The 20146-nt window shown below is 66.8% G+C and carries 19 protein-coding genes; 11 read left to right on the top strand and 8 right to left on the bottom strand.

The window, feature by feature from the left end; all coding sequences use genetic code 11:
- Positions 1-80: 80 nt before the first annotated feature.
- From MWM45_RS08540 to MWM45_RS08515, 6 genes are all read left to right on the top strand, one after another.
- On the top strand, positions 81-362 hold the full coding sequence (locus MWM45_RS08540) for a hypothetical protein (protein ID WP_247829087.1): 282 nt from the start codon (positions 81-83) through the stop codon (positions 360-362).
- Positions 363-375: 13 nt separating this feature from the next.
- A complete protein-coding gene (locus MWM45_RS08535; RefSeq protein ID WP_336296700.1) occupies positions 376-492 on the top strand; it encodes a hypothetical protein in 117 nt (38 codons plus the stop codon).
- A gap of 27 nt (positions 493-519) precedes the next feature.
- Positions 520-711: a hypothetical protein gene (locus MWM45_RS08530; RefSeq protein WP_247829086.1), complete on the top strand. Its 192-nt coding sequence runs from the start codon at positions 520-522 to the stop codon at positions 709-711.
- A 260-nt stretch (positions 712-971) separates the two neighbouring features.
- Positions 972-3245: a helix-turn-helix transcriptional regulator gene (locus MWM45_RS08525; RefSeq protein WP_247829085.1), complete on the top strand. Its 2274-nt coding sequence runs from the start codon at positions 972-974 to the stop codon at positions 3243-3245.
- A 93-nt stretch (positions 3246-3338) separates the two neighbouring features.
- On the top strand, positions 3339-3566 hold the full coding sequence (locus MWM45_RS08520) for a hypothetical protein (RefSeq protein ID WP_247829084.1): 228 nt from the start codon (positions 3339-3341) through the stop codon (positions 3564-3566).
- A gap of 11 nt (positions 3567-3577) precedes the next feature.
- Entirely contained in the window at positions 3578-5935 is a 2358-nt protein-coding gene (locus MWM45_RS08515) for a M28 family peptidase (RefSeq protein WP_247829083.1), read from the top strand.
- Between the two features lie 109 nt (positions 5936-6044).
- On the opposite strand, the gene MWM45_RS08510 is transcribed toward MWM45_RS08515, so the two are convergent.
- The 3 genes from MWM45_RS08510 to MWM45_RS08500 form a co-directional block, all read right to left on the bottom strand.
- Positions 6045-6530 carry a hypothetical protein gene (locus MWM45_RS08510; protein WP_247829082.1) on the bottom strand — a complete coding sequence of 162 codons (486 nt, stop codon included), beginning with the start codon at positions 6528-6530 and terminating at the stop codon, positions 6045-6047.
- Positions 6520-7392 carry a CPBP family intramembrane glutamic endopeptidase gene (locus tag MWM45_RS08505; RefSeq protein ID WP_247829081.1) on the bottom strand — a complete coding sequence of 291 codons (873 nt, stop codon included), beginning with the start codon at positions 7390-7392 and terminating at the stop codon, positions 6520-6522. Before MWM45_RS08505 ends, MWM45_RS08510 begins: the two co-directional genes overlap by 11 nt.
- A 507-nt stretch (positions 7393-7899) precedes the next feature.
- On the bottom strand, positions 7900-9120 hold the full coding sequence (locus tag MWM45_RS08500; RefSeq protein ID WP_418909753.1) for a beta-ketoacyl-[acyl-carrier-protein] synthase family protein: 1221 nt from the start codon (positions 9118-9120) through the stop codon (positions 7900-7902).
- Between the two features lie 545 nt (positions 9121-9665).
- On the opposite strand from MWM45_RS08500, the gene MWM45_RS08495 reads away from it, so the two are divergent.
- From MWM45_RS08495 to MWM45_RS08480, 4 genes are all read left to right on the top strand, one after another.
- Positions 9666-10364: a TetR/AcrR family transcriptional regulator gene (locus MWM45_RS08495; RefSeq protein WP_247829080.1), complete on the top strand. Its 699-nt coding sequence runs from the start codon at positions 9666-9668 to the stop codon at positions 10362-10364.
- Positions 10365-10402: 38 nt separating this feature from the next.
- A complete protein-coding gene (locus MWM45_RS08490; protein ID WP_247829079.1) occupies positions 10403-11338 on the top strand; it encodes an ABC transporter ATP-binding protein in 936 nt (311 codons plus the stop codon).
- Positions 11331-12131: an ABC transporter permease subunit gene (locus tag MWM45_RS08485; protein ID WP_247829078.1), complete on the top strand. Its 801-nt coding sequence runs from the start codon at positions 11331-11333 to the stop codon at positions 12129-12131. The genes MWM45_RS08490 and MWM45_RS08485 overlap by 8 nt, the downstream gene beginning before the upstream one ends.
- Before the next feature lie 349 nt (positions 12132-12480).
- A complete protein-coding gene (locus MWM45_RS08480) occupies positions 12481-13440 on the top strand; it encodes an alpha/beta fold hydrolase (RefSeq protein WP_247829077.1) in 960 nt (319 codons plus the stop codon).
- 785 nt (positions 13441-14225) lie between these two features.
- Here MWM45_RS08480 and MWM45_RS08475 read toward each other — a convergent pair.
- The 4 genes from MWM45_RS08475 to MWM45_RS08460 form a co-directional block, all read right to left on the bottom strand.
- Positions 14226-14987 (bottom strand): ABC transporter permease, encoded by a 762-nt coding sequence (locus MWM45_RS08475; RefSeq protein WP_247829076.1) that lies wholly within the window; start codon positions 14985-14987, stop codon positions 14226-14228.
- Positions 14984-15712 carry an ABC transporter ATP-binding protein gene (locus MWM45_RS08470; RefSeq protein WP_247829075.1) on the bottom strand — a complete coding sequence of 243 codons (729 nt, stop codon included), beginning with the start codon at positions 15710-15712 and terminating at the stop codon, positions 14984-14986. The genes MWM45_RS08475 and MWM45_RS08470 overlap by 4 nt, the downstream gene beginning before the upstream one ends.
- 907 nt (positions 15713-16619) lie before the next feature.
- Positions 16620-17108, bottom strand: a complete 489-nt coding sequence (locus MWM45_RS08465) for a DUF6326 family protein (protein WP_247829074.1) — start codon at positions 17106-17108, stop codon at positions 16620-16622.
- Between the two features lie 96 nt (positions 17109-17204).
- Positions 17205-18206 carry an NAD(P)-dependent alcohol dehydrogenase gene (locus MWM45_RS08460; RefSeq protein ID WP_247829073.1) on the bottom strand — a complete coding sequence of 334 codons (1002 nt, stop codon included), beginning with the start codon at positions 18204-18206 and terminating at the stop codon, positions 17205-17207.
- 163 nt (positions 18207-18369) lie between these two features.
- Between MWM45_RS08460 and MWM45_RS08455 the strand changes: the two genes are divergently transcribed.
- Positions 18370-19044 (top strand): TetR/AcrR family transcriptional regulator, encoded by a 675-nt coding sequence (locus MWM45_RS08455; protein WP_247829072.1) that lies wholly within the window; start codon positions 18370-18372, stop codon positions 19042-19044.
- Positions 19045-19547: 503 nt separating this feature from the next.
- Here MWM45_RS08455 and MWM45_RS08450 read toward each other — a convergent pair.
- Positions 19548-19823, bottom strand: coding sequence for a hypothetical protein (locus MWM45_RS08450; RefSeq protein WP_247829071.1), 276 nt, complete (start codon positions 19821-19823; stop codon positions 19548-19550).
- Positions 19824-20146: the final 323 nt, after the last annotated feature.

Genomic DNA, 20146 nt, shown 5'->3' with positions numbered 1-20146 from the left:
TGGTGGAGGTAGACCCGCACGGCCCCGTCCTCAATGCGCCTGTTCGCCCACCTGTCACATGCCGCTGGTACCTTCGGCCGATGGACGCCACCCTGCCCGAACCACGCATCACCACCACTGCTGTTGCCACCGTCGAGGACCTCTCAGTCCGCGAAGGATCCGACGAGGACTTCCTGGGCCGCCGGGTACTCATCCCAGCCCTTGACGGGGCTGGAACGGTCCTTTTGCCCTCCACGCATTTCTCGGTGTGGATGCGCCCCGACAAGCGTCTGGCCGCGGTCACGGCGCTCGGGATCGACGGGGCGAAGCTGATGGACCTCGAACGCTCCGGTAAACGCTGCCCCTCAGGCGGCGACATTTAACCAGGGCCTCGAGCTGTGGCTGGGCCTGGACACGCACCCGCTGGAGAACACCGCGGACCACGGCCGACGCCTGATCGTCGTCACCGGACCCGTCTTCAGCGACGTCGACCCTGTCTACCGAGGTGTGTAGATCCCGCTAAGCTTCTTCAGGATCGCAGTGTTTTTGTTGAGCGGAGCGCTGGCCGCGACGGGCGACGTCATCGCCGTCGCGCTGCCCACCGCACAGGTCACCTCGACCTGGCGGGAACTCATCAGCCCCGAATGCCTCGACCTGGAGTTCGACCTCAAGAACGAGGCAACGGCTGGGCGCACCGTCCCGCCACGCAAAGCGCCTCCCCTTCGATGCTGACATCGAATCGGTCCGCCCGAACCACCCTGAACATGGAGGGTTCCCGGGTCGTGGGGCCGGCGCACCTTGTCGAGTGTCCGCGGGCCGCGGGAACTGTACCTCCGCTGCATCGCCAGGAGCCGGATGGCCATTGACACGGAGGGCTACGTCGCAGATTCCTGCCACCCCGATTGGCTCCCATCGGGGCTGGCTCCGGAACCAGCTGATAGGTAGTCTGAGCGGGTCGCTGAAGTTGCGACGTTGAGGCGAGGCGGCCGTCCATGGCGAGCGAACAGACGTCGGGCATGCCGAGACCTGTTCTGGCCGGCAAGCTGACCCCACCCTGGACCCGACCGCGTGCCGTCACCCGCGTCAGGCTGCTCGAGCAGTTGGCCGACCCTCCACCGACACCGCTGACCGTCGTTGTTGCGCCGGCTGGCTGGGGCAAGACCACCGTCCTGGCCCAGTGGGCGTCCGAGGTGGTTCACCGGCCCATTGCGTGGGTGACCCTCGACGAGGGTGACGATGATCCAGTGCGCTTCTGGACCTACGTCGCTATGGCGCTGGACAGCTGTCGGCCGGGGCTTGGTAGATCCGCGTTGGCGGCGCTGGCGGTGCCACAACTTCCCCCCGTTCAGGTGGCAGTGCCCGCTCTACTCAACGCCCTCATGGCGGACGGCGGGGACTACGTCCTGGTGCTCGACGACTACCACGTGATCGACGCCCGTGAGATCCACGAGGGTCTGGAATTCGCCCTGGCCTACCTGCCGGCGAACATCCATGTCGTTCTGTCCGCGCGCGCTGACCCGGCGCTCCCGTTGGCCCGTTTCCGTGCCCGCGGTCAGCTTACGGAGATCCGCGCCGCGGAGCTGGCATTCACGGCCGACGAGGCCACTGGGCTCGTGACCGAGGTCAGCGACGCGTTGATCAGCGAGGGTGACGTGGCGCAGCTGGTTGACCGCACGGAGGGCTGGGCCGCCGGCCTCCACCTCGCAGCATTGACGCTTCGCGGCGCAACGGATCCTGCCCGGCGGGTTGCCCTCATCAGCGGCGACGACCGCCACATCCTCGACTACCTGAGCGGTGAGGTCCTTGGCCGGCTGGAAGAGGAGCACCGCCGGTTCCTGGTCGAGCTCTCGCCCCTGGACCGGCTGGGCGGCGACCTGTGCGATGCCGCGCTGGGTTGCACAGGGTCGGCTCAACTGCTGGAGGAATCGGAGCGGTCCGGGCTGTTCCTGACCGCCCTCGACGACAGACGCGAGTGGTATCGGTGCCATCGTCTGTTCCGGGAGAGTCTGCGCCGGGAGCTCGAAGCTACGGCACCCGGTCGGGCGTCGCAGGTCCTGGCCGCCGCGGCCCGGTGGTGGCAGGACCACGGCGATCCGGAGGCGGCCGCGCGGGCCCTGTTGGATGCTGGCCACCAGGAGCAAGCTGCCGAGCTCATCCTGGACGCCGATGACGAGCTCATCGGCGCCGGCGGGTCGACAGCACTGTTGGCATTGGCGGACCGGCTTGAGCGCCCACTCGTTGATGCCAACCCGCGGCTGGCAATTGCGATGGCGGCCGCCGCGGGCTTCAGCGGGCAGTTCGAGCGGGTGGACGACCTGCTGGGCGTCGCGGAAGCCGCCCTGGCGGTGGATGGTCGTGCACCGAGAGGGTGGTCGAGTGCACAGGGGGCCATCGGTGCGCTCCGCGTGACATTCGGGTCCACGGCCGGCGCCGCGTCAGTCCTCGAGGCACAGGAGGCAGCGCGCCGCGAGAACAACCCCGCCCTGCCGGGCTACGTCATCGCCAGACTGACCCTGGGGCTGGTGCTGCTCGGGATGGGTGAGGTCGACGACGCGATACCAGTTCTTCACGAGGCATCGCGTCAGGCCTCCTCACTCGAACTCCCGGCCTTCACCTCCCTGATCGCGGCCGGACTGCTGGCCACAGCACTGCTCGACGGGAGCCGGACCGAGGATGCTCGGGCCGTGGTCCAGGCGTCAGCCCGGGCCGCCGACGCCCTGGAAGCTGTCCTCGGCGACGCAGCTGGGGAGGCGACAGCTCTCCTTCGCACGGCCGAGGGACGACTCGCTCATGACGACGGCGAGCCGTTGGTGGCATGCGCGATCCTGGAGCACGCCGCACGGCTGGCCCGGGCCGCCGCGCACCCGTCGCAGACCACCCGGGTCCTGGTGACCCTTGCCGACGCGCGACTGGCGGTCGGTGACCGACCGGCAGCGCGCGCCGCGCTCACCGAGGCAAGGGAGGTCGCCGAGACCGAATGGGTCTTCCCAGCGACGCGGCGACGCCTGCTGGTGGCCGAGGATCGGATCGGCCGGGGTGCTGCCCGGGCGGCCCACCGACGCGGTGCCTTGGCCGAGGAACTCACCGAGCGGGAACTATCCGTACTCCGCGCCCTGCAGGGCAGCCTCTCCCAACGTGAGATCGGCCGTGAGCTCTTCCTGTCCATCAACACCGTCAAGGGATACACGAAGTCGCTCTACCGGAAGCTCGACGTGGTGTCCCGCGCGGACGCCGTCTCTCGCGGTCGCGAGCTCGGCCTGATCTGACCGGCCCGGACCACCCCGGGTGGTCGTGGCCAGGTGTGGTGACCGCGCTCTCATCGCGGAGCACGCTGGTCCTGGACATCACAGGGAGGCACGATGCAGCACGACCGACGCGTGGAGATCGCTGGGCACCTACCCGCGGGGGTTCGTCATGACATCGATGGCCGGTTCGAGCCCACGGAAGTACGGGCTGAGGGCGATCGCACGGCGCTGGAGTTCCACTCGCTCGACGACGCCGCCCTACGCGCGCTGCTCGAGCTGCTGTGGGAGAGCGGTGTCGCCGTTCTCGAGCTGTCCACTGCCATCACACCGGAAGAGAGCTGAAGGAGACCGCCATGACCGCGACATCGCAGAGGCAAAGTGTCCCGCTGACCCCACCACAACAGCCCCGGCGCGGGCGCGCGGTGGTCCTTGCCGCCGCTGCGGTTGCAGCAAGTGCTCTGGTCTCCATCCTGGCCATTACTCCTCAGCCGCCGGCGCCCGGCGACGCGCCCGCCACGGTGTTCAGCGCTGCACGGGCCATGGCCCATGTGCAGCACATCAGCCGGGCACCGAGGACCATCGGCTCGGCGGCACACGCCGAGACCCAGGACTATCTCGTCGGGTCCCTCACGTCCTCCGACTGGCAGGTCGGGATCCAGCGCACCGTCGGCTTCACCGACTGGGGCACCACTGGCACTCATCGACTTGCCGAGGTCGCCAATGTCGTCGCTACCCTCCCCGGGTCAGCGCCCAGCGGCACGGTGGTCCTCGCGGCGCATTACGACACGGTGTCGGGCTCACCCGGCGCCGCGGACGACGGGGCGGGCGTCGCCGCCGTCCTGGAAACTGCCCGAGCGCTCAGTGAGGGTCCAGGACAGACCCGCAACGACGTCGTCGTCCTGCTGAGCGACGGCGAGGAGGCCGGTCTCCTCGGGGCCGAAGCCTTCGTCCGGGAACACGCGAAAACGCTGGGTCCGACGGTCGTGTTGAACCACGAGGCCCGCGGCGTGGGCGGGACGCCGATAACGTTCCGCATCACCTCACCCAACGAAGACCTCCTGGAGGCCCTTTCCTCGCTGACGGGGGTGCTCGTCGACTCCAGCACGGAGGCGACCTTCGAGGCGCTGCCCAACGATTCGGACTTCAGGCACTTCAGCGACGCCGGATGGCACGGCATGGACACGGCCCTCGTGGCCGGTGGAGCCTTCTACCACTCACCCCTGGACGACGCGTCACGTCTTTCCACGGCCTCATTGCAACAGATGGGACAGACCACCCTTGCGCTGGCGCGAACACTCATCGACGTCGACCTCGCGTCGCTGCAGGAGGGAGGAGAAGAGCGGGTCACCACTCTGCCCTGGGGCCTCCTGCACTACCCTGCCACCCTCGACGTGCCGCTGGCAGCCGGCACCACCGCACTGGTGCTCGCGCTCGTCCTGGTGGCGCGACGGCGGAGAACACTGACACTTCCGCGGACCGCCCTGGCCGCCGCCGTCGCCGCCGTCGGTCTGGTCGCAGCCGGAGGTGCCGGCCTCGCCGTGTGGCAGATCGCGCTGATCATCGATCCCGCGCAGGCTTCCGCCGTCGTGGGCGACCCCTACCAGCCGGTGCCCTACCAGGCTGCCATGCTGCTAGCTGCGGTCGGCGTAGCAATCGCCGTTCTCGGGCCGGCACGGAGGCGTCTGGGCGGGACTGCCCTCGCCCTCGGGTCCCTCGTCCTCCTCGCTGCAAGCGGTCTGCTTCTCGCACTGTTACTGGCGGGTATGTCGATGGGGATCGTGCTCCCCACGCTGTGCGTGACGATTGCCGTCGGGCTTGCCGCAGCGCTGCCCCGACGATGGTCTACCGCTTCCGACGGCATCCTGCTTCTCGGCCTGATGGCTGCGACGGTCCTGGTCGCCCCCGGCATCTGGGTCGGCTTCGACGTCGGCCTTGGCCTCGGTGGGCCGGTGAGTGCCGTCTTCCTAGGGTTGCTGCTGCTGCTCGCACTGCCGCTGGTGGACGCCCTGCGGCCCGTACGAAGGAGCCCGCGCCGGTGGTCCTGGCGAGCCACGGCCGTCCCCGGCATGGCACTGACGCTCGCGACCGCCGTCGGGGCCCTCGGCCTGGCACTCAACCGGGAGGACGCAACACCTTCACGGCAGGAATCCGTCTCCTACGTGCTGGCCGCCGATACGGGCGAGGGCCACTGGATCTCATCGGCGCCCCGCCGTTCCGAGTGGAGTCAGGCGCTACTACCCGCCGGCCCCGCGGCGCTGGAGACGGCGGCACCGTGGACGGACGGGGCCGACCTCGTATATGGACCCGCCCCCTCCGCTCCGGGCCTCACCGGACCCGCGGTGGAGGTGCTCGACGAGCGCACGCGAGGCGGGCTGCGTGAACTGACCCTTCGCCTGTCCTCCACACGAGGGGCGCCGACGGTCGGCCTGTGGATCGACTCCCGCAGCGCCAGAGTGCGGGAGGCCACGGTGGCCGGACGCGACCTCCCCGTCCGGGGAGCCTCGGGTTCCTGGGACTTCGGATTCCAGTACACAGGCAGCGCACCAGCCGGCGTAATCGTCCGACTGATTCTCGAGCCGCGCTCGACAGACGTTACCGTCAGAATCGCTGACCGCAGCGACGACCTGCACGGCGCTCCCGAGCTCGCACTACCGGCCGACAGGGTGCTCGTCACACCGTACGTGTTCGTCACCCAGGAGATGACCCTGTAACCGCCCACCGAACAACTGACGCAGTACGGCTACCTCATCGGTTGGCCCGGTCGGCGCAGCCGATTGACGGTGTGGAGCGGGGGCTGACGGATCGCTTCGGAAGCACTCTCTAGAGTGCGATCAGCGCCGCAATGTAGAGGGCGGACGCGGACCAGGTCGTCACCATCTGGATCCAGTTGATCGTAAAGTACTTCTGCCGCCCGGCCTCCCAACTTGACGGCAGCGCCTCGGGGTCCCAGGCCAGAATCAACGTATAGTGCGGCGTTTTCACGGCGTTCGAGACGACGATGACGCCGACGAACACGATGCTCAGGCCGATCGCGGTGAGTACGAACGGCGCGGAACCGCGGTCCTCCCAGAGGAGCACGAGTGCCACTATCGGCAGGAGGAACATCCCAAGGGACCAGCCGAGGTTGTACAGCTTTCCCCACGAGTGGTCCGCGAATCGGAGGAACGCTTCCATGAAGTTGCGGAACTCCCGGCCGTCCATCTCGGCGAGCATCGGCCGCATGATCGTGCACAGCATCCCCAGGAGGCCGCACGCGAGCCCGGACAAGAAGACGGTCGCTGAGAGCACCCATTGCTCACCCGTCATGGCGAGACGCTTTTTTCCCGGCTCTGCGGCCGGTCCGTGGAAGGCGCAGGTGCTCAGCAGCAGTCAGCGAAGGTGGCGCCAAACGACATGAGAGGACTCTCCGCGGGACCACCAGGGCGAGAAGGGGTATAGCCAGGCTGACCATGACGAGAAGCAACGAGAACGTCAAAACCGCCGATGCCGGCAAGACGACCAGTTTGAAACTGTCGATGGCGGTATGGACGAGCGCGGGCGCCCAGATCGTGCCGCCTCCCGTCTCATAGAGGTATGCCAGCGGGACCGAGGTGACTGCGGCGACGAGCAGTGCCCCGATCCCAACGGCGGGTCCGCTTTGCAGGAGTATCGGTATGTGGGCCGCGGCCACCAAGGGCATCGTCCAGAGAACGGTGCGCGAGAAGGAGCGTCCTAGCCGCAATCGGCGAAAAGCGTATCCACGCCAGACGAGTTCTTCCGCGAGGCCGTGAAAGGCGAATAGTCCGATCAGGATCCAGGGCCAGTCGATGACGAGCTCGAGGTCGGCCCCCGTGACGATTCTGGTGATCGGAAAGACGAGCAACACCAGCGCGGACACCACCGAGGCGAGTGTGACGGCACGCCAGGCGGGCAGTCCCAGACCGAGGTGCCGGATCGTCGCGCGCCACGGTGTCCGCTGGGCCACCCGATCCACCACTACAGCAACGAGCACGACGACCGTCAGGATCGGGATGCCCCACCGTCCGGTGGCATCCCATTCGCCGAGCAGTGCGAGCGTGCCCCACAGCAAACCGAACCCGATCAGGAATGGGACCCAAGCACGGCCGCGCACGACACTCGGCTGATTCGTCGGCGACGTCGTCGAGGCAGGGTTGGTCGGAGTGATCACGACGGCCTTCGTTCGATGGCAGGTGCGGTCTTCATGGAGTCGTCCCAGTGTGCGCGCGATCAGGCACCCGGACCAGTGCGCGCGATCAGGCGACTGGAATTATCCGCCCACCAACTACTTCAAGAACCTGGCGATGGTTTTGTTCACGGGGCTGAGCCTAGCTGGCGGTCTCCATCCCCTGATCGAGTAGCACCCTGTCCCGCAACTCTTGGGCTGGAAGACACTCAAACGAGACTCCAGCGCTCCCCACCGCTACTGCTTCTCCGGTGCCTTGATGCCCCGTCTCGTAAGCAGGAGTGAGAAATCGCGACAGAAGCATTGGTTGCAGGACAGGTTCCGGGTACAGCGAGACTTCTGGCCCGAGTTGGATCAGAGACTGTCGGGGTGAGCTCGGTGCCGAAGACGCAAGCGATACGGGCGCCGGTACGGCGCCTGGTCACCAAGCGTCCTCGAGGTGGCTGTCCTTGTTGCTGGACCGACAGGTTGGTCACATCCACAAGGGGTCTACTAGGCAGCGGTGATGACGAGGGCAGTGCTGTGGCCACCGAATCCGAAGGCGTTGGTGATGGCAGCTGTGGAGCCGGCACATCTGGTCGTCCTGTCGATGACGTTGAGGCTGATCCCCGGGTCGGGGTTCTCGAAGTTCAGGGTGCCAGGCAGTAGTCCCGTCCGGAGAGCCTCGATGGTCGCGATGGCACCGAGCGTCCCGGCTCCTCCTAACAGGTGCCCTGTCATAGATTTGGTGGAAGTTATCGGCACGTCATTGCCGACCACCGCACTGATCGCACCCGCCTCGAGAAGGTCACCGACGGGGGTGGACGTGGCGTGGGCGTGGACGAAGTCGATGTCCGACCCTGCAAGCCCTGCCGCCATGAGAGCCTTTTGCATCACCCGCTGCTGGATGACCGGGTCCGCGGCCACGATGTCCCCGGCATCGGAGGTGACGGCAGCCCCGGAGATCCGACCGAGGATTTCGGCTCCCCGCGCCCGGGCGAAATCCTCCCGCTCGAGAACGATGATGCCGGCACCCTCGGCCATCACGAACCCATTCCGGTCTCGGTCGAAAGGCCGTGAAGCCGCGGCCGGGTCGCCCTGACTCGTTGACAGGGCCCGGAGCTGAGCGAAACCGCTGATCGCAAGGTCGTTAACGCAGGCATCCACTCCCCCGGCCACGACGACGTCGACAGCTCCTGAGCTGATCATTTCGACTCCCTGGGCGATCGCTTCAGCCCCGGAGGCACAGGCACTCACCGGCGTTCGGGCGCCTCCTTGCGCGCCGATGTCAATCGAAACCCACGCCGAAGGACCATTGACCATGATCTGCGTCAGCGTGTGAGGAGAAACCCGGCGGGAGCCTCCGGCATCCAGGGTCCGTACCTGAGACAACACTGTACCCAGACCTCCATAGCCGGACCCGATGACGACAGCTAGCCTGTCAGGCTCGACAGCCGGCCGACCCGCCTGGTCCCAGGCCTCCCGCGATGCGACCAGTGCAAGGTGCCCGCAGCGATCCATCCGTCGGTACTCCCTCGTGGTCAGCGACACGGCGGGATCGGTCGTCACGCGCCCGGCGATTCGCACCGGCAGTTCCTGCGCCCACGGCTGGTCCAGGGCTGCAATTCCCGACCGACCCGCGATGAGGCTGTCCCATGTCTGCACGACGGTACCTCCGACGGGCGTCATCGCACCCATCCCGGTCACCACCACCCCAAGCGCACTCGCAACCACAGAAAGCCCATCCTTCTTCTACAGAACAAAAGCGTCCAGTTGTCTCGCGACGCTGCCCGCCAACGGCCGGGACTCGTTCCAGTACCTCACAAAAGCCCAACCCAGGAAAACCGTGATCGAGGTTCATGGTGCACATCGGGCCTGAAGAGTTCGTGCCCAGTCCTGCCCAGAGAGCACCCGGGAATCCCCGCCCGCACATCCGATCAACTCGTCTCCGCACTCCTGTACCCAGCTTCTCGCCCATGCTCCGCACCCACCCACACCCACCCCGGTCCGCTCAGATCCTGCACTCCTTGCACTCATCAAAGGCCTTCATCGGCTTTGTTGAGAACCTTCGACGCGAGACACATTGCTGAGACACACCATGGATATGGACTATCCCGCCAACGCTGGAAACTGCTGACCCAGCCCCAACCTCTCGCCGAGCCCCGCCACGGGTCTGGTCAAGGGATCGTCCATGAACGTAGCGGCGCAAGCCAATCGAGCGGCGAATGCTCATCTCGGGTGTCCAGCAGGATCTTGAACAAGCGTATAGAATATTGAACATGCGTTCAGTATCCGAGGACCTGACCACCCGCGCGCGGATACGCGACGCGGCGGTGGATCTCTTCGGGCGCGAAGGTTTCGGCACAACAACTGTTCGTGCGATTGCCGGTGCGGCGGATGTCAGCCCTGGGCTCGTGCTGCATCATTTCGGCTCGAAGGATGGACTGCGTCAGGCGTGCGACCGCTACGTGGTGGACGAGTTCATCGGCCGGAAGGACGAACTGACTCGCGACGCGACCTCGGCAATCGCTCGCTGGCTTGCTGACATTGATCGGTTTCATCCGCTGATCGATTACCTCGCCCGCATGCTGGCCTCGGGAACAGCTGCCGCGGATGAGCTTTTCGACGCACTGCTCACCGGTACGTCCCGGATGCTGGACGAGCAGATCACCGCAGGCATCATGCGGGAGCCCGAAGACCGCAGCATCCTCGCGCTGTATCTCACGCTGCACGGCTTGGCCCCACTGGTGATGCGTCGGCAGGTCACCCGGGGTCTTGGCCTCGACCAACTGAGCGAAGAAGGCATCCGTCGATCGACGATCCCGATTCTCGATCTCTACACGCACGGTCTCTACTCCGACGATCGGATGCTCGTCGCGGCACGCGAGGCACTGACCAGGACGAGTGGACCTCGCTCCGATAAAGGGGAGAACGACCCGAATCAGGACCCGGACCCGCCGCGCCCCCGCCGGTCCTGACTCCATCCACTTCATCCGCACGAAAGGAACACAGGGCGATGATTCCTGTTATCCAGACCATCGAACTGACCAAACGCTACGGCGCGCATCAAGCACTCCATACACTCGACCTCGACGTGGCACCGGGGGCGGTGTTCGGCCTGATCGGCCCGAACGGGGCCGGCAAGACCACGACTCTGCGCATCCTGCTCGACATCATCCGGCCGACGTCCGGATCCGTGAGAATTCTCGGCACCACGCCCGGCGAGGGCGGCCCGGCATTGCGGCGGCGTATCGGCTACATTCCCGGGGAACTGCGGCTCGAGGGACGCCTCCGGGGCCGGCAACTCCTCAGGCATCTCGCCGAGATCAGCGGTCCAGTCCCACCGGGGACGATCGATCACCTCGCCGACCGGCTTGGCGTGGATCTCGGCCGGCAGGTCCGTACGCTCTCGAAGGGCAATAAGCAGAAGCTCGGACTCATCCAGGCGTTCATGCACCACCCTGAACTCCTGGTGCTCGACGAGCCGACGAGCGGGCTCGACCCCCTCGTGCAACGCACCTTCCTCGAAATGGTGCGCGAGGCGCGCGACGCCGGCCAGACGGTTCTGCTCAGCTCGCACGTCCTCAGCGAGATCCAGCAGACCGCCGACGAGGTCGCAGTGCTCAGCGGTGGCCGCATCGTCGCACAGGGTCGCGTCGACTCGCTCCGCCTTAGCAGCATCCGGCATGTGCGGGCGGGCGTCGACGGGACCTCCCTCGCGCTTCTGCGTCAGGACCTCGAGAAGCTGCCCGGACTCAGCGACGTAACCGTCACCGGTAACGGAGGCGGCGTCGCACGTCTCGCGGCGAAAGTCGACGGCGGCATCGACCCGTTCGTGAAGCTGCTGGCCCGACACCGGGTCGTCGACCTCACAGTTGAAGAACCGGACCTCGAGGAGTCCGTACTCCAGCTTTATGGTTCCGGCGGCGTCGAGGAGGCCACCCATGTCTAGGATCCTGCCGGTCTTCCGCCGTTCGATCGGCGACTCATGGCGTTCACTCCTCGGGTGGAGTCTTGGGGTCGCCGCCGCGCTACTGCTGTACCTGCCCCTGTTTCCGAGCATCGGCGGCAACGGTGAGATGCAACAAATCATTGACAGTCTCCCGCCCGAACTCGTGAAAACTCTCGGCTACGAGCAGATCGCGTCAGGCCCGGGGTACGTACAGAGCACGTTCTACGGGCTCATCGGATTCCTGCTGCTGGTTATTGCCGCGGTGTCCTGGGGTTCGTCAGCGATTGCCGGCGCCGAGGAGTCGGGCCAGCTCGAGCTCACCCTCGCGCACGGGGTCAGCCGCACGCAGGTCGCACTCGAGTCGGCACTGTCGGTCATCGTGCGCCTGGCCTGGCTCGGGCTGCTCGCCGCGGCGATCGTGGTCATGCTCATCGAACCAGCCGAACTGGCCATCGACCCGCCTAACGCGGTGGGCACCTCAGCGGCGCTTGTCGGACTCGCAGCCTTGTCGGGCGGGTTCGCCCTTCTCATCGGCGCCGTCACCGGCCGGCGGATTCTCGCCATAGGGGCCGGCGCCGGCATCGCCATCCTTGCATACGTGGGAAACGCCATAGCGAACCAGGCGACAGGCGCACAATGGCTCCGCGCGGTCTCACCGTACTCGTGGGCGTACCGTGACCAGCCGCTTACCGATGGCACCGACTGGGCAGGGCTTCTGCTCCTATGGGGGGTGAGCACGGTTCTGGTCCTCCTGGCGACGCTGGCGCTCCGACGACGCGACGTCATCGGATGAGATCCTGGGCATAGTGGCGTATCGCGCCACCATGCCCTCCCCTGTCGAGACACAGCCCTTTGCAGGCGACGATTTCGCGGTGGTCGTACCCGGAGGTAGCTGGTAGAAGCCGAACACGAATCGGACGGATCGATCCGCTCCAGGTCGGCCGTCGGTGTCCCGGGGCGAGACGCCCATCCGGTTCGCGCGCATACCTGCCGAGGTCATTTATGCTGAGCCGATGAGGAAGCGGGTGGTGCTGGCATCGACGGCGTCAGGGCTTGCCGGACTCGCGGTGCTCTTGATGTCTCGAGGGCGCCGCCTTCCACCCGGCACAGGGAGAACGATCGCTCGCATCCGAGCTGGCCCCGTGACCGGAGTCGTCACCGGCACATCGGGGTACGCCCAGTCCGGCGCGGTCCGGATCTGGTACGAGTCCATCCCTCCCGTCGCTGCGGAGAAGGGTGTCGTATTGCTCAACTCCTCCCTCGGTGTGGGCTCGTTGTTCTGGCCGCCTGCGTTCCTGCGCGGTTTGTCGGCGGCGGGCTATCGCGTGGTTCGGTATGACCATCGGGGCACCGGCGCGTCCAGCTGGATGACGGGCTGGAGCCGGAAGCGCCCGTACTCGTTGATCGACATGGCGAGCGATGCGATCGCCATCCTCGACGAGCTGCGCATCGACCGCGTTCACCTGATCGGGCTTTCCCTTGGAGGGTTCGTCGCCCAGGAAGTCGCGATCGCGCACCCCGAACGTGTCCGCTCCCTCACCCTCATGTCGACCTCGGCGGACCCGACCGACGCTTCGATGCCCGGACCTCGGACCTGGTCGCTGATTCGATCTGCGATAGGCGCCTTGCCGCTCCTGCGGTACCGCCTGCTCGGCGGCGAGACGAATCTCGTGAAGGAATTCCTCGCGGGACTGGTCGCGCGCAGCGGAGATGAACCTGTGGATGTGGAGGAGTGGACCAGGATCATCCTCTATGACCTGCGGGAACGGAACGGGCTGAACCTCCGCGCAGTGCTGCAGCACCAGGTTGCTGTTGCTGTGACTCGCTCCCGATACCAACTGCTGGCCGGCGTAACGGTGCCTACCCTCGTGATACACGGGTCTGCCGATGCGTTCCTGCCGATCGAGCACGGCTACCGACTCGCCGCAGCCATTCCTTCCGCCGGCGGCCTTTGGTTGGAAGGCGCTGGTCACCCGTTCCCCTACCCTGACATGCCGAGTGTGGCGGCCGCGGTCACGAGCCACCTCGACGCCGCTACTGCGCGCCTCTCCGGACCGCGGGACGGTCGCGCCCACAGTAACGCACGAGCAAGCGATACATGACGGCGGAGCGCCTCCACGAGGTCGGGAAGACAGGTAGCCGTTGCACACGCCGCTCGGGTGTCCTTCAAGGGTCCCTTCAAGGGCGGGAATCTTGGGCGTTGTGGTGTAAGGGATGATGGCGGTTCCCAGGGCGGCGGCAGCGGCACGGACTCGATCCTGTCGATGGGATGTGGCGCTGATACCAGCCAAGCCCCAACTGAGGGCAGCAGCGTAGGTGCGCGGGGTCGGTGCTGCTCGCCGTGATCCGACACCGAGTGTGGTGATCGCCCCGAGAGTGAGCAGGACGGCCGCTCGCGGTGCGGGCGGCGACGGCCACCGCGTGGCACGGGCGATCTCGACCGTGGCGACGATCGAGGTGCCGGTCAGTCCGACGCACACGGTCAGGGGCAGACCGGCCCGGCGGTGGATCGGCCGGTGGGCCTGCGCGGGAAGCACCTGGTACACGCCGTAGCCGGCGCATCCGCGTAGATGGGCAACCAGATGGCGAAGGCAGCGTCGACCGGAGTCAGCGGATTGCTGCTGTCCTGCGCTGACCCGTCATCACCGGTAGCACCCGCGGTGATACCGCCGACGATCAATCCGGCGGAGGCGAACTGCCGGATCTGATCCCCTGTCGAACCATGACCAGTGCCCCGTCCCGGGAGATTGCATGCCGGAACCGTAGCCAAACGTTGGCGGCGTGTCAGCGGTGCTGCCTCACCGCACGACGTGGACTCTCATCAGCGGAAGCACGTAGGAGGATCCTTCCGGGGTGGGTGGCGCGTCCCACCGCCCTCACCCTCCCGTCATCGATCGAGCTGCAGCCGCTTCCATGCGATGACCGTCGCGGCACAGAACGCCGCGGAGATGAGGAGCGTCGGTAGAAGCTGGACCGGCGCCACGGCCTCCGGCGTCATCGCCCAGAGGGCCGGGGCGCCGAACGGCGTCCATCCGCCTAGGCCGGACAACACGCCGACCTGTGCGATCACCACGATCGCGATCGTGGCCGCGATGCCGGGCAGGATCCCGCGGCCGAGCGTGGCAGCCCACCCCGCGGGTACCGCGGAGAGCGCCGTGAACACCGACAGCACAAACAACCGGAGCAGTGCGACACCGTCCTCGTCAGCGGGAAGCCCGTATCCCAGGAACACCCCGAGCAGTCCTGTCGTCAACGTCAACCCGAGCCCGACCATCACCGCCCAGACGAGGAACACCGCGAGCTTCGCGACCGCGATCGTCGACCGTCGGATGGGGACGGCGAAGAGGCCGGTGATCGTGCCATCAGCAAACTCACGTGCCACGATCCAGCTCACGGCGACACCGAACGCGAGCAGCCCTCCGGCGGCCGCGATCTGCATCACCGCGCCGCTGAGCAACGGCCACCCGTCGAGCTCGCCGAGCGGCCCGAGGCGCCCGGCGACCTGCTCGTTGCCGGCCCGCACGGCGAGCACGAGGCTGCCACTCAACACGCCGAGGCCGGCCAGGAGCAGCCACGTGATGGTGCGGAAGACCCGAGAAGCCGCAGCCTTCCGCGCCTCAACGGCGAACGCAACGCCGAGATGGTTCATTCTCGTGCCTCGTCGTCGGCGTGCACCGCGGCGAAGAAGGAGCGTTCGAGGTCGAGAGTGTCGGGATCGAGGCCGCCGATGACACGACCCCGGTTCATGAGCGTGATGCGGTCCGCGATGCGGGCAACCTCGTCGAGGTGATGACTGGACACAAGAATCGCGGCGCCAGCATCGCGAAGCCGCAGCAGAATCTCGCGCAACAGCAGAACACCCGCCGGGTCGAGCGCATTGGACGGCTCATCGAGCACAACTGTGTCCGGCGCGTGTTGCAGCGCCGCCGCCAGTCCGACCCGCTGCCGGTTCCCCTGCGACAGCCGTCGCGCGACCACCCCGGCATACGCACCAAGATCGAGGGCCGACAAAGACCACTCGACCATCTCACGGATGCGGCCGGGCTCGACGAGCCGAAGCCGCGCAGCAATCTCCAGGTTCCGCCGCACATCCAGCTCCGGGTACGCGAAAGGCGTTTCGAGAGTGTGCCCGACGCCGGACCACGCCTCGGGCTCGAGACTGGAGAGCGCGACACCCCCGAGCGTGACAAACCCCGCGTCAGGGCGGAGCATACCGAGCAGCACCCGCAGGAGAGTTGTCTTGCCCGCACCGTTGAGGCCGACGAGGGCATGCACCTGCCCAGGCTCGACGGCGAGTGACACCCCATCAAGAGCGACCGTGTCACCGAGCTGGCGGCGCACCAGGTCCGCGCGCAACACGCCTACGTCGTCCACGCCCCACACTCTAGGAGACCGAATCCGTCCGCGATAGACAGCCCAACCGAGGACACCAAAATGCCGGCTCACGAATCTCAGCTTTGGCGACGACGGGGCCACCAGCGACCCCACCCGGGTCGGCATCCTCACTACCTCCCTCATGGCTGCCCTCGCGGCCTCGATCAACCTGCACACCCGCGACGGGAACTGCACGCCCCTCAAGACCGGAGGAGGAGATCGACGCGGACGATGACGGCACCCCGAACGTCTACGAACACCGCCAATGTCGGTTCACGCCCAACCGCCATTGCCCGGTCCTCATCAGGTGGCCTCTGAGCCCCACCGCCGAAGTTTCGGAGAGGGTCCTACAGCCACCGAATACTACGAAAACACAGCCAGTTGGAGCTGCGAATCACAACTGAAGTTCGCCGACCCGCCGTATGGCCTCCCCGCGTGTCCGGTCAGATGATCATTTGATGAGACAGCCGAGAGTCAGCCGATAGCTCATTCGAACGCATGCAAACCGCGCTCTTCCGAGTTGTCAGAATTTCGTTCGCTGGTTCGAAAAGCTGGGGCGCGTCGGTTGGGGCGTCAAAGGGTGGTGGCGTCGCGCAGTTCGGTGGCTGCCTGCACCGTTCCGTGGGTGACCGCCTCTGGGCCCCGCCGGCGCTGTGCTTCTTGGTGCAGCTGCGTCGATGCGTGATCCGCGGGATCGGTGCGGGTACTGCAGGATCGACCGCCCCCGCCGATCAACTAGATCAGCGGGACGATTTCGCCGACGAAGGCGAGATATCCGACCGAGGTGGGGCCGTCGGGGAGGAACGCGCTGGTGGCGGAGTCGATGGCCTAGCCGGCGATGAGCTGGTCACGGTCGGCCCGGTGTCCGCGGCGGCGGGTTTCTCGCCGTAGGACTGTGCACGGATACCTACTGTCGAAGGTCCTGTCGAAAGTCGGTCGTCGCGGGACCGGCTGGAACGGCGGGGGTTCGAGGCCACGTCCAGGCGGAGCGCAGGATGAAGGCCAGGAGCAGCACCTCGATTCCGATGGAGAGGGCGTAGAAGGAGGCCCACTCCCAGGACTCCCCTACCGCGTTGAACACCATTAAGGGGACCTGCGCCGAGGCCACGATGAGGTTCGTGATGCGGTTCGCCCGGGCGGGCAGCGTCATGGAGAGCGGGATCATCAGGGCCGGGATCCCTATGACCACGACGAAAATGGTCAACAATGGCCCGCTGATGTCGAACTCGAAGACGACGCCAGCCAGGATGTCATCGATGACGCCGGGCTTGTAGAGGTGGAAGTAGTCGATGTAGATGACGAAGAACATCAAGCTTGTCCAGGCTGCCGCGAGCTTGGCCTGCACGGGGATCGGCGGGTTGTCGAGCAGGTTCGAGGTTTTCGTTCGGATGGTCATCGGTCTTTCTTTCGAGAGGAGCGGTCCGTCCGCCGGAGTGGCGGCAGGTCTGGGCGTGCATACGCACGGGATGGGTCGTTCTCGTCGGTCCGGTCGTCAGACGGTGATCACGACCTTCCCTCGGGTGTGGCCGGCCCCGACGTAGCGGAGGGCATCAGCTGCTTCGTCGAGGGGGTAGGTGCGGTCGATGATGGGCGTGACCTGCCCGGTCGTGAGCAGGTCGGCCAGGGTGAGTAGGTCCTGGCGCTTTTCGATCGACAGGAAGGGCTTCAGCTGCTGACGGGTGAACCCGGACAGCACACGCGCTTTGACGATCCGACCGAGGGGGCCGAGCCAGCGTCCGCCGCGTCCGCTGTTGGGGATGAGGGTGCCGGTGGGCGTCAGCGCGCGGCGGACAGCCGCCAGGGGTTGGGCTTCCACATTGTCGAGGATGAGGTCGTAGCGCTTCTCGGTGCGGGTGAAGTCGGTCCTCGTGTAGTCGATGACGTAGTCGGCACCGAGTGATCGGACCAAGTCGACGTTGCGCGTGCTGCACACACCCGTCACCTCGGCACCGAACGCCTTGGCGATCTGCACGGCGAAAGAGCCCACGCCGCCTGACGCGCCCGTGACCAGCACCGTCTGGCCCGGTCGAACGTTCGCGATCTCACGCAGTGCCTGCAATGCCGTCATGGCCGACGTGGGCACCGCCGCGGCGTCCACGACCGACAGGTTCGCAGGCACGGACACGAGGTTGTCCGCCGGGACACAGGCGTACTCCGCGAGCGTTCCAGCGGTGCTCCAGCCGAACACCTCGACGCCGGGGCGGAGAGCGGTGACATCCCTCCCGACCGCCGCCACAACCCCGGCGAAGTCCCTGCCAGGGATGCCGTGGCGCGGCCGGCGGAGCCCGTACGCCAGGCGCACCATGTACGGCTCACCGGTCATGACGAAGTAGTCGCCAGGATGCACCGAGGCCGCGCCTACCTGGACGAGCACATCGCCTCGCCCGGGCAGCGGTCGCCCGACCTTGGACGACTCCAGTACTGAGGGCGGGCCGTAGCGTTGCTGGACGGCGGCCCGCATCGTCGCCGCCTCGTCCGGACTCGCCCCCGGCACCAGGGGTGCTCTGTCATTCGATCTCTGTTCGTTTTCCACAGAACCCTCCGAACATTCGAGCAGCGACTCTCACTGGCTCGTACAGCGTACGACGTACGGTGTACGAGCCAGTGTGAGCGTACGCTGTACTACTGTCAAGCCTTTTGAGGAAGCGAGGAAACCCATGCCCGCGAGGGAACAACGCCAGATCGCGACAGACGCGGGGCTGAGCAAGCAGCGGGTTGTGGTCGAGGCGGTCCGGCTCGCCGACCGCGAGGGGGTCGACGGGCTGAGCATGCGCCGGCTGGCTAACGCGCTCGGCGCAGGCGCAATGTCGCTCTACCACTACGTGGCGAGCAAGGAGGAGTTGCTGGACGCCATGATCGACATCGTGTTCGAGGAGATCGAACTCCCACCCGAAGACGCCGACTGGCAATCGGCGATACGCCGGCGGGCGGTATCCGCCCGACAGGTTCTCACACGCCACCCGTGGGCGATCGGCCTGATGGAGTCGCGGACATCGCCGGGGCCCGCAAACCTCCGCCACCATGAAGCGGTCACCGCCTGCCTACGGAGGGCTGGCTTCTCGGTCCTGATGGCGACGCACGCCAACTGGTTGCTCGACAGCCTTGTCTACGGTTACGCCCTGCAGGAAGCCGGCCTGCCGTTCGACACAGCAGATGAGTTCGCAGACATGGGCGAAGACGTCTACCTGCCCCAGCTTCCTCCCGACGAGTTCCCTTACCTCAACGAGTCCGCTGCGGCACTCGTCGCTGCCGACTACGACCCGGCGGAGGAGTTCATCTTCGGCCTCGACCTCGCCCTAGCCGCTCTCGAGCCCATGAGAGCCTCCGCATAGCCACGCTCACTGACCGTCGCGCGGTCCTCTGCACCGCAGTCCCGATCCCTCGCGGTCTTGCATCAACGCCAAACAGCGCTGTGAAAACGCCCCATCCACCGCCGAAAGGCACATCGCCGGCCCGCCGCGCGACGCTGCCGGACACCGCCCTCCGTCCGGTCAAAGGATCGTCTGACGAGACAACTGGCGGGCAGTCGGCACCTACCTGGGACTAGGAGCCGAAACACGCCACCGAACCCCACCCACGCTCCCGAACCGCGACACCATCGGGAAGCCTCACGAAGTCCAACAAACCGCCGGCGGTCACGCTCCACCTGACGCCCGCTGATGGATGCTCGCCGGGCTCTCACGAGCGGGTCGTTGCGATGGGTACTGCTCGTTGGGGGTGTGCCGCTACATCGTCACGACCGCGGACACACGCCTCAGTCTCGCCGTCCAGCACCTGCGGCCCGGCTCCGCCGACACGACGGCGGGATCGGGCGTCCTCGAGTCCCGCCAGGCCGTCAGCGGCGGGTGCGCGGTCGCGCGTAGCGGTGCATCAGATCCGTGACGGCCAGGGTCACGATGATGATCGACACGGCGACCGCGGCCAGGCCCACGTAGAGCCCCGTCAGCATCGCCATGGGCGAGCTCGCGCCGGCCAGGTAGCCGATGCCACCAATGGCGCCGACGAACCAGAACACAGCCACCGCGACCAGCGCCAGCAAGGACGGCAGAGCCGTCCGATTGTCCTTCAGCCACTGTGTCGGCCGTACCTTTTCGATCCCCGTAAGCGCCATGCTCCAAGTCTCCGGTCCGGCATGCGAAGAGCCCCATCCGACACGTATCGGTTGGGTCACAATACGATGTGAGGGACTGCCTGGGGCACTGCGAATCACGGTTTGCACACAGCCCTCGCCGGGATCACGGCCCTCCTCGCAGGCTGCGCCAGCGCCCCTGACGATGAGCCCGCTGCGGCTCGAATGGCTGCTGCCACGACGGGTTCGGCGTCTCCGAGCACCCCCAAACCGTCAGCCACCCAGGTAGCCACCGCGCCAAGCGCCCCCACAATGGATCCCGTCGCGCGCGAGACGCCGGCGGAAGTGCCCGCCCTGCGACCACG

The organism is Arthrobacter antioxidans (assembly GCF_023100725.1).
Taxonomy (GTDB): Bacteria; Actinomycetota; Actinomycetes; order Actinomycetales; family Micrococcaceae; genus Arthrobacter_D; species Arthrobacter_D antioxidans.
This window is presented reverse-complemented; position numbering and strand designations above follow the sequence as displayed.

What these genes read in the sequence shown, in the direction of transcription:
- MWM45_RS08540 (WP_247829087.1), top strand. Translation starts at nt 81, where the DNA reads ATGGACGCCACCCTGCCCGAACCACGCATCACCACCACTGCTGTTGCC.
- MWM45_RS08525 (WP_247829085.1), top strand. Translation starts at nt 972, where the DNA reads ATGGCGAGCGAACAGACGTCGGGCATGCCGAGACCTGTTCTGGCCGGC.
- MWM45_RS08520 (WP_247829084.1), top strand. Translation starts at nt 3,339, where the DNA reads ATGCAGCACGACCGACGCGTGGAGATCGCTGGGCACCTACCCGCGGGG.
- MWM45_RS08515 (WP_247829083.1), top strand. Translation starts at nt 3,578, where the DNA reads ATGACCGCGACATCGCAGAGGCAAAGTGTCCCGCTGACCCCACCACAA.
- MWM45_RS08510 (WP_247829082.1), bottom strand. Translation starts at nt 6,530, where the DNA reads ATGACGGGTGAGCAATGGGTGCTCTCAGCGACCGTCTTCTTGTCCGGG.
- MWM45_RS08495 (WP_247829080.1), top strand. Translation starts at nt 9,666, where the DNA reads ATGCGTTCAGTATCCGAGGACCTGACCACCCGCGCGCGGATACGCGAC.
- MWM45_RS08490 (WP_247829079.1), top strand. Translation starts at nt 10,403, where the DNA reads ATGATTCCTGTTATCCAGACCATCGAACTGACCAAACGCTACGGCGCG.
- MWM45_RS08485 (WP_247829078.1), top strand. Translation starts at nt 11,331, where the DNA reads ATGTCTAGGATCCTGCCGGTCTTCCGCCGTTCGATCGGCGACTCATGG.
- MWM45_RS08475 (WP_247829076.1), bottom strand. Translation starts at nt 14,987, where the DNA reads ATGAACCATCTCGGCGTTGCGTTCGCCGTTGAGGCGCGGAAGGCTGCG.
- MWM45_RS08465 (WP_247829074.1), bottom strand. Translation starts at nt 17,108, where the DNA reads ATGACCATCCGAACGAAAACCTCGAACCTGCTCGACAACCCGCCGATC.
- MWM45_RS08455 (WP_247829072.1), top strand. Translation starts at nt 18,370, where the DNA reads ATGCCCGCGAGGGAACAACGCCAGATCGCGACAGACGCGGGGCTGAGC.
- MWM45_RS08450 (WP_247829071.1), bottom strand. Translation starts at nt 19,823, where the DNA reads ATGGCGCTTACGGGGATCGAAAAGGTACGGCCGACACAGTGGCTGAAG.